A 12,842-nucleotide genomic window follows, 5' to 3' on the forward strand; every position below is an offset into this window, starting at 1 on the left:
TATGATGTACATCATATTGACGTACATTATTGGTGGTATTATGGCGAATCTCGCAACTGAACGACTCAATGTCCGTGCCACAACCGAAGCAAAACACATGATTGAGCAAGCAGCGAATCTATTGGGATTAAGCGTGAGTTCATTCATCTTGCAATCTTCTTTTGATCGCGCACAAGATCTATTGAAATCAACCTATAACCTGAGTGTGAACAATACAGATCGAGATCTTTTAATGGATCTACTGGAAAACCCACGCCCTGCAAATGATGAAATGAACAAATTAATGGGTTTGCTGGATGAAAATTGAGATTTTACAATCCAGTCATGACAAAAAATCCTTTAATTGCGGTCAAGAAGATTTAAATCGCTTTCTAAAGCAATATGCATCACAGCATCAAAAGTCAGGAACAAGTAAAACCTACGTTGCACTTGACCATGAAAATAAGGTACTTGGATTTTACTGTTTATCAAGTACCTCAATTAGCTTTGAACTGATTGATGAATCTTTCACAAAACGATTACCTCGTTACCCTTTACCAAGCGTAGTGATTGGGCGTTTTGCGGTGGATCTCACAACGCAAGGACAAGGTATAGGAAAATACCTCTTGGCACATGCGCTAAGACAAGTTGCCAGAGTTTCACAATTAATCGGTGTGAACTTTGTTGTCATTCATGCCAAAGATCAGAAAGCAGCGAGTTTTTATCAACGTTTTGGATTTACAGCACTATCCTCGAATCCGTTGACATTGATCTATCCAGTTAATCAGATCCCTGTTTAGACATTATCCATTCGGTAAAAAAAAGCGACTAAAGAACCCCCTTTTCTTTGGTTCTTCTTCTATAGCTTTTGCTACTGAAATACGCTTATTTCCATTTTGCTCTGGAGTAGTCAATCCGTCATATTTCGGCTCAGGTTCTGGCCGAGGATCCGTTGCTATATCCTGGCTAGGTTTCTGATCGGTAAACGTAGTCATATTGGCTGTGGGAGGCTTCATTTCAATGAGCGTTAAAAGAGTATCTATACGGGCATTTGCCTTGGATTCACGATCTTCGGCTTTTTCTAATTGTTTTTTTAGAAAGTCGATTTGGTTTTTCAGTTCTAATACTGTTTTATCAGTGTATTCAGATGTATTTTGATTTTGTATTGATGGTGTATCAATACGTTTTGACTGTTTTGTTCCAAAAGGCTCACCATAAACACGAAGTAGTTCTGAAAGGTCTATAAATCCATCATGGTCACGACTTAAAGTACCATTTTTTATATCTTTATATAGTGTAGCTCTAGATTTTTTGTACAGGGTTGCAGCATCACTAACACTGTATTTAGTAGCTGTATTCATAGTGTATTGCTGTGTATTTCAAAAGTGTATTGGAGAATACAATATGTGTATTCTCCAATACACTCAAGCTTTAAATCCAAGGTTTTTTAGATGGGGTAAAAATTGCTTTTGTTGTATTGGATCTTTCAGCATTTCCTTAATTTTTACTGCTAGGTTCTCATAGCTTTCATTACCATTTGCTAAATTTGAAAATTCAGGTAGTCGTGAAAGCTGATTACCAAACATATTGATTTGAGCATCTGTCATTTGGTGGAATGCTGCTTGGGGTGTTTTGGTTAATTCTTGTTGATATGGTCTAGTTTTCGATTTAATTCTGAATTGAATATCTGTGATAACTCGGCCCTTCTTGAATTGGTCGTAGTCAACGGTAATATTTGTATGTTTATTAATTTCACTTACTGCTCTGTCTAAGACGTTAGATTTAAAGTTAGACATAGTTGAATATTCAGTCGCATCAAGACCTAACTTTGATCTAAGATCGCTAATACTGAATTTCTCAGTTTTTGCTACATTCAGCCATTTAATTAATAGCTCGTATAGTCTGATGCTATATTTACTCTTAAAGTCAGATACTTGTTCTATATGGTATTTGGTAAATTGTTCGCTTAATCGGCTAATTAAGCTGATAACTTCGTTACTAAGGTATAAAACAACAAGACCATTAGCATCGACATAGGTCACTTTATTTACCCAATTTGCAGTAGTAAGAGCCTCTTGGCCCTTATATCTATCTAAATAGCTAAATTCCCTTCTTTTTAGTGTTCTTGCAGCCTCTCTCAGCAAACCATAAGCATTGTTACTATCCACTTTAAACTGATGAATGTAGTCACTTACAGAGACCTCTATTGCCGTATTTGGTGTGAGATTAGATGATTCTCTAGCCCCAACTATGGCCAAGAGCATAATACGTTGTTCGATAAGAGATAAATTGAAAGAGGCATCGATAAGAGCATTGTCTTTTACAACTAATTTATTGTTATTTGTCATGACACACGGTTTATTGATTCATTTAACTAGGTTATATTCTATATATTTTAAATAGTCAATAATCTAACTATCTAAATACCCCTTAAACCTATCTTTATCACCCCTTAAACCTATCTTTATCACCCCTTAAACCTATCTTTATCACCCCTTAAACCTATCTTTATCATAGCTGAAAGCATTGCTATTAAATGCTTTCAGCCTATCTAAAAGCATTTAAAAGTATTTAAAAACATTAAAAACCCAAAGGCTTTCTTTTTTCTTGTGGATAACCTATAAAAATTGCCCTTGGTTTTCTCTCACTTCGTTCGTTCAAACTCTATTGAATCTCGCTTTGCTCGATTCTCCGGGGCAATTTTCTTTTTATTTTTTTCATGAAGCCAATGTCGAAAGAGCAAAAGCAAGAACAACAGCAAAGTCAAAAGCAAGAGCATTCGGAATTCGCTACGCTCATATTTCTTGAAAAGCAAAAACATTACTTCGCTCGTAGACACTCACTAATTACTTTCTTCATTAATCAAAAAAGAGCAAAAGCTGTTTTCAGTGAAAGAGTCTAGGCAAATTTTGTTTTGGTCACTCGTAGACACTCGTTTTGTTCATTTTATTTTGAAATCAGATCAAACTATTTTTTAAAAACATATCCACGTACAACAGTTTTTCAGATGTAACAGTACAATTTTCTGAATATTTTTAGATGTAACAGTACAAAAGTTACTAAATATTTCTATTGAATTATCTTTCAAATCCATTAAGACCATAATTTTATTAAAATTTAAACTTTTTCTTACCTAGTATTTAATAAAAATAAAGAAACAAGCATACTCGTACATACACAAAAATCTCCGATTTTCCTGTATTCCGAGGCTTGTTAGGGGGAAACCCCCTAAGACCCCATCCCCACCACACCAGGATTTTTTTCAAAATACTTGGACTGGTGGGGCAGAGCAAAAGCATCCCTCAAAATTGGACAGCTGGCCATTTCGTCAACTCAATAGCTGCGGTCCAATTTTTCAGGCAAAGCAAAGGCAAAAGCAGAAATGAAAACAAAGCGAGAAAACAGCGATGAAAAAAATCATCGCAACAAAGTCATTCAGATTCGACTGACTGAATCTGAATATCAACTTTTTAAAAAAAATGCGGATGCGAGAGGTCTGAGCTTTTTTTTACGTGATTGTGCGATGCGTGAAATCGCAACGCGTAAAAACTTGTTGGTTAAACAGCGTGAGCGTGTTGTGCGTGTTGCAAACGTCATTAATCGCTATCAAGACGTTGACCCACAGCTTTTATTTCAACTGGGGAAGATCGGTAACAATGTTACGCAAATCGCACGAGCAGTAAACGTCATCAGAAAATACAGAAAAGACTTTGATGTTTTTGTTGTGCAAGAGGCAATCAAAGAAGTGCAGAAAGTATTGAATCAGATTCAAAAAGATCACACGCACAAGCCAGAGCGACAAGCACCACCACAGGCACCCAAATATGAGGACATAGACTTTGATCTTCAATTTTAATAAAAATGGCGATGGAGATCCGAGCCAAGCGAGTTCGTATGTGCTTGCAGACAAAGACCACAAAGGCGTAACAAGAGCAAATGTGAGCGTTCTATGCGGTGATAAAAACACGTTCGACAATATCTGTAACAGTCTTGATTTCAAGTGGAAATATACGAGCGGAGTTATCTCATTTCACAAAGATGACAATCCAAGTCCTCAGCAAATTAGAGAAGTGCTTGAAGCATTTGAGCAGCATGCGTTTGCAGGTCTTGAACCGCATCAATATCATCTTTTTGCAGTACAGCACGATGAAGAAGATGGCTCAAAGCATGTGCATGTTTTAGTGCCACGAGTTGAACTCGAAAGTGGTAAATCATTGAACATAGCACCTCCGAATTGGCATGAATACTATGCACCGCTACGTGATGCTTTTAATTATCGTGAGAATTGGGCAAAGCCGGATGAAATAAGGCGTAAGCGACTGATCGCAGTCGATTATTTGTTTGAAGAAGTTGCAAAAAAACGTGCTACACGTAAAAAAGACAATGCAAAACTCCCTGAAAACCAGCGTAATTATGCAAGTGAAAGCGAAAAAACGCTCGTTAAACGCAATAAGACACTCGAAAAAATACATGAATCAGTCGTTGGGCAGATAGAAAACGGCAATATCAAGAGCCGATCTGACGTTATAGAACATCTAAAAACATTGGGCGAAGTTACACGAGCTGGCGAAAATTATTTAAGCGTAAAACTTAAAGACACAGCAAAAGCGATAAAACTCAAGGGTTTTATCTATGAAAAAGACTTCAATCTTGAGCAATACAAACAGATTGTTGAGTATCAAAATGCAAAGCAACCGACAAAATCAGCCGTTGCCACGCCTGAAGAAATCGAATATAGCATCAAAAAGCATAGCGAAGCTGAACAGCTACGCATGAAGCGTGAGTTATTCAACCAAAAACGCTACAAACAGCCTGAGCCAACGCCTGAATATCAAACGCTTTTTGAGCAGTATCTCAATAGCTTCATGGCCCCACCGACACCATTTGAGAGTGTAAGAAATGATAAACGAAATGACAGCAGAAATGTTGCTGAACGAGATGTTTCAACAGCTAGACGAAGAAAAGCAGACGAACTTGCTAGAAAGCTACGAGAACTTAACGACAGCATTACAGAACAAAATAGACTTGCTAATGAGCGAGAACAGCTTTTTAACGAGCAAGAACAGTTTGCTACAACAGCAGTTACAGCAGCAGGAGCAGATACTTTCAAAAATAAGTTCCTTAAAGCCGTCACCCCATTTTTACGAGCAATTAGAGATCGGTATGCAGAGCAAGTTACAGAGTCAAATAAACAACATGATCGAGAAAATGGACTTATCACAAACGATAAAAGACATGATCGAGGAACAGCTAAAGACAGTGTTATCAACGCTTTCACAAGAGCAAGGGGAACTTTCAGAAGTGATTTCAATGCTTTCAAATCAGCTTTTGATCAGTCAAGAGCATCTATCGAAGCAGATCAAGAGCGAAATCAGCGTGCAGTTAGAGCCAATTGGCGATTTATTGAAACGACAATTGCTTTAAAAGAACGAATGAAAAGAAATCGGCAAGTTCTTGTTCAAAGATATAACGCGGATGATCAATATTCAAAGCACTGTAATGATCAATTTGATGAATTAATACAATGCTCTCAGTATGTTAACCAACAGTACAAAAATTATAAGTTTGAAAAACTGGATACATATCTTGAAAAATCCATCAGCATGTTGCAGTCCATTGTTGATAAAAATAAATACTTTGATCTACAGATGCGTTGTGAGCAATGTACTCAAAATGACTGTGTGCAGATGCGTGAATCATTTGAAAATGATAAAAAGATCGTGTCTGAAATACAACGAATTGTTAATTATTTCGTGAACGAACATGGGCTTGAGTACACTGACAACAGACTTGCGCAAGATTATATTTCTCTGCGCAATGAAGCGTCAGCCGATGTGATCAACAGGCACATTCAAACATTGAATAATTACGAGCAAAAAGGCGCATATAGAGCTGAAACCGTTGAGGTAGTGCCTGAGCAACGGTATGAGCCAAAAACCGCACCACAGATCCAATATGAGCCACCACAGAGGGGTGGTGGATATGACTTTGATTTCTGATAACCGATAGTTGGCAAAAAGTCTTCATGATGTGATGCCCACGTGACGTGGGCTGAGTGATTTTGATGCTTTAATATGAATAGTTTTGCTCATAAGATTGTTCAGGGAGCAGTTGACGAAAGGCGCGACTAATTTCGTTGTAGTCGCAATAGGCATTGTCTTCGATGTATCGTCTGGCCCAAATCATCGTGGCATGATGATCATTAAAGCTTTGATCGAGTTTTAAAAATAAGGCCAAGCGATAGTTGTGTTGGATTGCATAGTCATTAATGAGTGAAAGTCCAACAGTATGGCTGTCTAATTGTGGTTCAGTGAGTAACATTATGCTTCTCCTCAAGGTTTAAAATGGAATGTTTTATGTCTTGAGTGTATTTATAACACATAAAATTATGTGTTATACACATATTTTTATGTGTTTATTGTAATTTTAGCCCCTGTGCTATAATAAAAAGATAAAATATGATGATCAAAGTGCTTACATGCCATACATTGAATTTCAGCGTCTGATTGGAAAAGCGGGGCTTTCCATTAAGGAGTTTGCTGCCTTATTGAATATGAAGCCAAATTCAATTACTAATTATAGTAAGCAAGGTACTGTACCCATGCATATTGCGGTGATTGTGGCTTTGATTTCGACAATGAAAGATGAAGGGTTAGATTTTCATGAGGTTTTTGAAAAAGTAAAATCGTATTCTGAATCGCAGTGACTTGTTGTTAGTTGATCATGACTTTGCAAATCGCAATAAAAAAAACCAGACATCCTGTCTGGGTTTTTCGTATTTGGTACTTAAGCATGACTCCTGTCGTACTTCACTGTCCTGGTGTATGACTTATCATTGTTGTTTATCGTCTTCGAATATCCTGTTCTTTACCCTCTCATCATAAAAAATGAGCCAGGTGTTGGCTATGGTCAATTTCCCTGAAGATATGTAAGCCATTTCTTCTATGATTTTATCCTGTATTTATCCCAAGATTTGTCCGCAGAAAATGGGGATAATTTCCTTTATTCCACCTTTGTTAAATCAGTAAAAACCTCAAGAAGACCACTTCTTGAACAAAAATATTGAAAAAAGGTATCAAACCAGCTTAAAAAAAGTCGATTTGTTTCCAAATCGACTTTTTAAGGTTTGCACCTTAATTTTTTTAACATAAATTGCTGTTTTTAAATAGGTTAATCTAATCTATTTCGCATAAGTGGTATTATGTTAATTTTAGATAAATTAATAAATGATATATCTCACTGATTAAAGTGAGCGTGAAAGCCATTTATGTTCAAGACAAAACAAAACTGTCGACAATATCATTAATCTATTTGATAAATATAGGTATTTAGAGTATGGAATTTCACTTTCAGCACCTGTACCACCAGGTCTGTAGAATAAAATCTCTTCTACTCGTCTAATAGACGCATGGTGCGATCCATTTCTTAATGTTCCATTCATCTCACTTAATATTTTTTTAAATTCTTCATGTTGACTAACACAAGATATTCTCTTTTCTTTATTAAAATCATTAATAAATTTATTAAGGTTACAACTAGCTAGTTGATCAAAATTCCTCCCATTTATAAGGTTAAATATTCCAACTAAAAATATACATTCATCAGCAATATATTCATAAGTATTTCCATAAAACTGCTTTGTTTGATCAAAATTTTTAGATCCAACTATTAATTCATCAATCTCACTATCAGTTGTTCTAGCGTATACTCTCATTTGAGCGAATTCAGTAACTAAGGAAAAATAATTAGAACTATTTTGAATAAATTGCTCTTGAGCGTTCTCCCATCTGTTCTCTCTATAAAATTCTATAAGCCCCTTAAAACTTTCGATATTTGTATTTTTAGCTTCTATGATCGCATTGTTAATCGTTGTATAGTATTCGTTAAAAAGTGGGTAAAACATTGATGAGAAGAAATCATAATATAGCTCATTGTGATTACTAACATTTACTCTAGGAACATATTTTTTTCTTTCTTTAATATATTTATTTTTCAAATCGTCGAATTTTTCAACATTTTGATTTTTTCTGCCCCATACATTGTATGGTTTTATAATATTCTTCCAAATTGATTCACAATTATGCACATCAAAAAAGTTAGCTGAATCTATTATTTTCAATCCATCAAATGATTTTTTTTCAAACACACTCGGCCATCTTTTTTCGATAAATTTGTGTAATTTTTGAATCCCCATAGTCGTTGTCATTATAGCTCCGAATGGAGAGTGATACATTTCCTTCGTATACGCGAACCCACTATGTAAACAAATTATGTGTTTACCTATTTCCATAGGGTTTTTCAATTCATGCTTTTGCGGAAAAGAGCTATTTTCTATACATTCAACAAAATCAGCTATATTCTTATTTTTCTTTACAGCTATTGTTATAGGCATGTCACAATTAGGGCAATCAAAAATATGTGGTTGATGTGGCTCACTACCTTGCCCAATCTTTAGAACCATAACGAAATCACATTGATTACATTTGATATCAACTTTTAAACTCAAAACTATCCCCTCTACTTTATAAATTAATATTAAACTTCATGTAATTTTTATAATATCAGTTACTTAATAAATAGGCATAAAAAAACCTGACATTTTGTCAGGCTTTTTACTATTTATTAATTAGATAACGTATAGTTAATCGAAGACTCTGCTAAGACTCTATTTTTAAAGTAAACACTACCACCAGTATTTAACTTTTTCTTAGTTTTGATTTTTAAACGATGAGCAATCAAAGCTTCTAGGCTTTTCTTTTTTTCAAACGATTTAGAATCAATTACTACATTACTCATGGGCATTACCTATTTATAGCTCAAAGAGATCTATGACTATTTTTCCATTTTCGCATTTTTTATCTAGAACTTCAAACTTTGATGGTGGACAGATCAGTACTTCTCTTTCATCTTCACCAAAGTAGTTTACATAACTTAAGATACTAATATCTTTACCTTTTTTTGTTTCAAAATAAATTTCAACATCATAGTCATCATAAAAACCCTCTTCTTTTGACGTGCTCATAAAAAATGGATACGTTATTATTTCACCTTTAACATGGCTATCTATCCATGCTTTATTATCTATATACTTATCATTCCTACATACAATACCTTTATGGTTAGGTAGTTTTTCTAGACATCTAAGAAGAAGGTTTTTTATGTCATAGAAAAAATCATTGCCAATATTTTGGTTCAATACTCTCGATCCATAACCTGTATAAAATTGTATTGCAACAGACTCTAAATCGGACAACATATATCGATCTTTAAATGAAGCCATCTTTTTATCAGCTTGGATAGCTTTTAAAAAATCGCTATAACTCTCTGAAGAGCCTGAGTCTTTGATCCATTTATTAATTAGTTCTATCTCATGCATAACTTTTATCAGGTTTATATATGAAAATCGGCAATAATTATGACATCGAAAATAAATTGTGTGGTGGCATATTTGGGCTATTGATAGGGGATGCTATTGGGGTCCCATATGAATTTAAAGAAAAAGATGAAATAACATATCTAGATATAGATATCCTCCCCCAAAATTTAAAAAATAAAACTTATCCCAATGTTAAATTTGGTACATGGTCTGATGATGGAGCGCAAAGTTTAATTTTACTATCTAGTTTATTAGATAACAATTCACTGGATTTAACTGACTTTTTAAATCGCTTAATAAAGTGGCTTGATACTGGCTATATGTCTATAGACAACTATACTTTTGATGTTGGTATTCAAACTTATATGTATCTAAACACCTACAAGAAAAATAGAAAATTTGAAATAGATAGGTCACCTAATGAATATCAGAATGGTAATGGCTCTTTAATGAGATGCTTACCTTTAGCCTTATGGCATACAGGGTCTAATCACGAACTCATTCATCTAGCACATAAACAATCTCTTGTTACACATCCACATATGAGGTCTCAAGTTTGTTGCGCACTATACTGTTTAATCGCTAGGAATATTTTATATGGTCTTTCACCTAAAATAGCTTTTGAAAAATCAAAAAGAGAAATTATTAGTATCTATATTAAAAATTCTTATTTTGATGCACTCAATGAGCTAGAAAACCATATTCTTTCTTATGATATGAATAAATGTCATGGTGGTTCATATGTTGTTGATTCTCTTATGAGTGCACTATTATGTCTGAATGAAAAAAGCTACTCAAATATAGTTAAAATGGCTATCTCATTTGGCAATGATACAGACACAACTGCTTGCATAGCAGGAGGACTAGCAGGCATTACCTATGGTTTTAGAAATATTCCTAATACATGGGTATCAGAGTTAAGAGGAAAGGAGATCGTTTACCCATTACTACAAAACTTATTGGAAACTAAGTACTCAAATATGAATTAGAAAAATCTATATTTAACATAAAAACTCTTATGCGAAATACAAAAAACGAGGATCTATAGGCCATCGCTGCGTATAAGAAATTTTATGTTAAGCCTTAGACTTCCAATCAGGATATATGATTCGTGTTCCTCAAGAAGATGGTAGTGCCTTTGTGCTAAGAAAATTTTCTACTTCAGCACCAGAAACTAAAGCTCATTTTACAATAGAGATTCAAAAAACTGTTGGTGTAAAAGCTAAAACTTTAGAGTTGAAATTTTAATGAATCAAATAGATGCAGCACTAAAACATTTTAAAGAGTGGCATCCTAATATGGGATTAAAGTACTTATGGTTCACATGTGATGGGGAGATGGATGAAGAAAATTATCCGGATATAAAATTTGAATATGATCCTGACACTGCTTTTTTTAAAGCTCTTAAAATCTTATTAGATAGTGAGGATAAGTGTTTATTTTATAATTTAAATAGTGAGGATCCATCAAGAGATGGAGAACATCTTACCTGTTCTCCAGAGGAACAGTTCGCTTTACTTAAAAAAGTATGGGTCGGCAAAGAAGAAATGGACAAAATGGATGAAGAAAATGGTTATTTAGGGTGGTATTTTCTAATACTTTGTCCTTATTCGCTTGCACATAAGATTTATGATGAAAATGGAAACTTTATAAAATGGTGGCATGCCGAATAATGCTAATAATATGGAATTTCGACTTTTGAGAAATCAGTAAAAATTTGAATTTTTGATCACTTTTCAACCAATTTTATTGGCAAAACATATCAAAACTGCCTATAAAAAAGCCGACATGTTACGAATCGGCTTTTTTTCGGGTTTTCTGAATTATGTAAAATGAATAAGTGTTTGATTTAATTAAGTTTTAAAAGAAGCGTTTCGCATAAGCACCATTATGTTAAATAGAAAATTTATGTATTAAAACTTTGTTAATTTGGGGAAGGACTGACCTCCCCAAATTTAATATTAGTTAACAACAGTTTTAGCAAAGATTTTATTTGTATTTGCAAAAGTATAGATTCGGTCGCATAAACCTAGAAAGCTTTCTTTATCACCTTTATAAACCATTGAAAATTTATTTAAATCAATAAAATCTAAGAAAATACAAGGTCTATTTAATTGATTACTTTTAGGTAAAAGCATATCGGAATATTTTTCATAATCCTCTAAGAATAGTTCTTTGACTACTATTAACGAATACACAATTTTTTTATCAATATTATGTGTGAAAATTTCATTTCCTATTTTAAAGTTCAGCGTATGAGATTTTGATAAGTATTTTACTGCGCCTTCATACTGACGTATTGCTTTAGATAAGTGTTTAATTGTCTTGCTTTTTTTTCTTTCAAGAGTATTTGATAGCAGTTCTTCAGTATTTGGGCTATCTTTAGCTTGGATTACTAAGATTTCAGAATTAGTAATAATCATGATATCTGCAATTTCCTCACCATCCTCCAATCGAAGCGGATTTAGAAAAATATTATTAGTTTCAAAAACTCTTCCTAAAATTTTTACTATTTCACTTTCTTGAAATGCTCCAGGTTCTTCTCTTTCTAATTGTGTATGATAAATCAAATTATCAGTTACATGCTCCTTTGAATTCGCACTAGCATCTAAAATCATATAATTACTAAGAATTTCATCTTTTAGAAATTTTAGTTCTAATTTTAAATTTAGATCCAATTTATTAAGAATAAACCAATCATTAAGCTCTATTTGTAGCTCTCTAAAGTTTATATCTTCAATTCTGGTAAACGTAAGTTCTTTAACTTTCTTATAAAAAGTATCATTTTTAGAAATTTCTGCACTACAACTTAGCAACTCATAATTGTTTTCATTAAAAAAATGAACTTCACATTTATCTTGTAATAAAAATTCTTTGTACCAATAACTAAGTTCCTCTTCAAATAATGGGGTTTTAATTACTAATGGTTCATCTTTATCATCGTAGAAAGTCGAAATAATTACAGGAACAGTATTTTTATCAACTATTATTTCTGTCAAAAAAAGTTGAAATCCATTATTAATTTTTGCAGTTAGGATAAATTCTTTAGGTACTTTAAGTATTAATTTACATTTACTTTCAATCTTTATAGGTAAGATACCTCCATGAAAGTCTTTAATAATTCCTAACAGCTGTGGATACATTATGGTCAACATTTTTTAACACTGCTTCTATTTTAAAGTTATTGTAATATATGACTTATTTTATTGAAAAAACATCCTATAAAAGTATATTTAAATTTGATAATTACTTAGAATATCTGAAATTAACATAATACCGATTATGCGAAATAGAATTTTAAGTTGTTTGAATACAACAACTTAACTCTATTATATTTCACCCAAATAGCCGACTGCAACAAGTCGGCTATTTTACATCCGATCTTGATGCCTTTTGCCAACTTTTTGAAGTTTTTTAAGCAAAGATACGAAAAGATTGTTTAGCTCTGGTTAAATGATCGCTTTCTTTGCAATATTGAAAAATATGT

The 12,842-nt window shown here is 33.5% G+C and carries 15 protein-coding genes; 8 read left to right on the forward strand and 7 right to left on the reverse strand.

What is annotated here, in order from left to right; translation table 11 throughout:
• Positions 1 to 40: 40 nt before the first annotated feature.
• Both FXN70_RS11775 and FXN70_RS11780 read left to right on the forward strand, forming a co-directional pair.
• Positions 41 to 307 carry a DUF1778 domain-containing protein gene (locus tag FXN70_RS11775; RefSeq protein ID WP_324647671.1) on the forward strand — a complete coding sequence of 89 codons (267 nt, stop codon included), beginning with the start codon at positions 41 to 43 and terminating at the stop codon, positions 305 to 307.
• Positions 297 to 779 carry a GNAT family N-acetyltransferase gene (locus FXN70_RS11780; protein WP_324647657.1) on the forward strand — a complete coding sequence of 161 codons (483 nt, stop codon included), beginning with the start codon at positions 297 to 299 and terminating at the stop codon, positions 777 to 779. The genes FXN70_RS11775 and FXN70_RS11780 overlap by 11 nt, the downstream gene beginning before the upstream one ends.
• 3 nt (positions 780 to 782) lie before the next feature.
• Here the strand turns inward: FXN70_RS11780 and FXN70_RS11785 are convergent, their stop codons facing one another.
• Both FXN70_RS11785 and repM read right to left on the reverse strand, forming a co-directional pair.
• Entirely contained in the window at positions 783 to 1,340 is a 558-nt protein-coding gene (locus FXN70_RS11785) for a plasmid replication DNA-binding protein (protein ID WP_324647658.1), read from the reverse strand.
• Positions 1,341 to 1,403: 63 nt separating this feature from the next.
• Positions 1,404 to 2,327, reverse strand: coding sequence for a replication initiation protein RepM (gene repM / locus FXN70_RS11790; protein ID WP_324647659.1), 924 nt, complete (start codon positions 2,325 to 2,327; stop codon positions 1,404 to 1,406).
• 1,034 nt (positions 2,328 to 3,361) lie between these two features.
• On the opposite strand from repM, the gene FXN70_RS11795 reads away from it, so the two are divergent.
• Both FXN70_RS11795 and FXN70_RS11800 read left to right on the forward strand, forming a co-directional pair.
• Complete coding sequence (locus FXN70_RS11795; RefSeq protein WP_324647660.1) at positions 3,362 to 3,835, forward strand: MobC family plasmid mobilization relaxosome protein; 474 nt, start codon at positions 3,362 to 3,364, stop codon at positions 3,833 to 3,835.
• Positions 3,819 to 5,978, forward strand: a complete 2,160-nt coding sequence (locus tag FXN70_RS11800; protein ID WP_324647661.1) for a relaxase/mobilization nuclease domain-containing protein — start codon at positions 3,819 to 3,821, stop codon at positions 5,976 to 5,978. The genes FXN70_RS11795 and FXN70_RS11800 overlap by 17 nt, the downstream gene beginning before the upstream one ends.
• Positions 5,979 to 6,048: 70 nt before the next feature.
• Here the strand turns inward: FXN70_RS11800 and FXN70_RS11805 are convergent, their stop codons facing one another.
• Positions 6,049 to 6,300, reverse strand: coding sequence for a hypothetical protein (locus FXN70_RS11805; RefSeq protein WP_324647662.1), 252 nt, complete (start codon positions 6,298 to 6,300; stop codon positions 6,049 to 6,051).
• 157 nt (positions 6,301 to 6,457) lie between these two features.
• On the opposite strand from FXN70_RS11805, the gene FXN70_RS11810 reads away from it, so the two are divergent.
• On the forward strand, positions 6,458 to 6,685 hold the full coding sequence (locus FXN70_RS11810) for a helix-turn-helix transcriptional regulator (RefSeq protein ID WP_324647663.1): 228 nt from the start codon (positions 6,458 to 6,460) through the stop codon (positions 6,683 to 6,685).
• Between the two features lie 537 nt (positions 6,686 to 7,222).
• Here FXN70_RS11810 and FXN70_RS11815 read toward each other — a convergent pair.
• The 3 genes from FXN70_RS11815 to FXN70_RS11825 form a co-directional block, all read right to left on the reverse strand.
• Positions 7,223 to 8,485, reverse strand: a complete 1,263-nt coding sequence (locus FXN70_RS11815; protein WP_324647664.1) for a hypothetical protein — start codon at positions 8,483 to 8,485, stop codon at positions 7,223 to 7,225.
• Positions 8,486 to 8,601: 116 nt separating this feature from the next.
• Entirely contained in the window at positions 8,602 to 8,775 is a 174-nt protein-coding gene (locus FXN70_RS11820) for a hypothetical protein (RefSeq protein WP_324647665.1), read from the reverse strand.
• A gap of 13 nt (positions 8,776 to 8,788) precedes the next feature.
• A complete protein-coding gene (locus tag FXN70_RS11825; RefSeq protein ID WP_324647666.1) occupies positions 8,789 to 9,355 on the reverse strand; it encodes a hypothetical protein in 567 nt (188 codons plus the stop codon).
• Positions 9,356 to 9,375: 20 nt separating this feature from the next.
• On the opposite strand from FXN70_RS11825, the gene FXN70_RS11830 reads away from it, so the two are divergent.
• From FXN70_RS11830 to FXN70_RS11840, 3 genes are all read left to right on the forward strand, one after another.
• Positions 9,376 to 10,344, forward strand: coding sequence for an ADP-ribosylglycohydrolase family protein (locus tag FXN70_RS11830; RefSeq protein WP_324647667.1), 969 nt, complete (start codon positions 9,376 to 9,378; stop codon positions 10,342 to 10,344).
• A 115-nt stretch (positions 10,345 to 10,459) separates the two neighbouring features.
• Positions 10,460 to 10,603 (forward strand): hypothetical protein, encoded by a 144-nt coding sequence (locus FXN70_RS11835; protein ID WP_324647668.1) that lies wholly within the window; start codon positions 10,460 to 10,462, stop codon positions 10,601 to 10,603.
• Positions 10,603 to 11,028: a hypothetical protein gene (locus FXN70_RS11840; RefSeq protein WP_324647669.1), complete on the forward strand. Its 426-nt coding sequence runs from the start codon at positions 10,603 to 10,605 to the stop codon at positions 11,026 to 11,028. Before FXN70_RS11835 ends, FXN70_RS11840 begins: the two co-directional genes overlap by 1 nt.
• Before the next feature lie 288 nt (positions 11,029 to 11,316).
• On the opposite strand, the gene FXN70_RS11845 is transcribed toward FXN70_RS11840, so the two are convergent.
• A complete protein-coding gene (locus FXN70_RS11845; protein ID WP_324647670.1) occupies positions 11,317 to 12,510 on the reverse strand; it encodes a hypothetical protein in 1,194 nt (397 codons plus the stop codon).
• Between the last annotated feature and the right edge of the window lie 332 nt (positions 12,511 to 12,842).

Source organism: Acinetobacter sp. MD2 (genome assembly GCF_035615575.1).
GTDB lineage: Bacteria > Pseudomonadota > Gammaproteobacteria > Pseudomonadales > Moraxellaceae > Acinetobacter.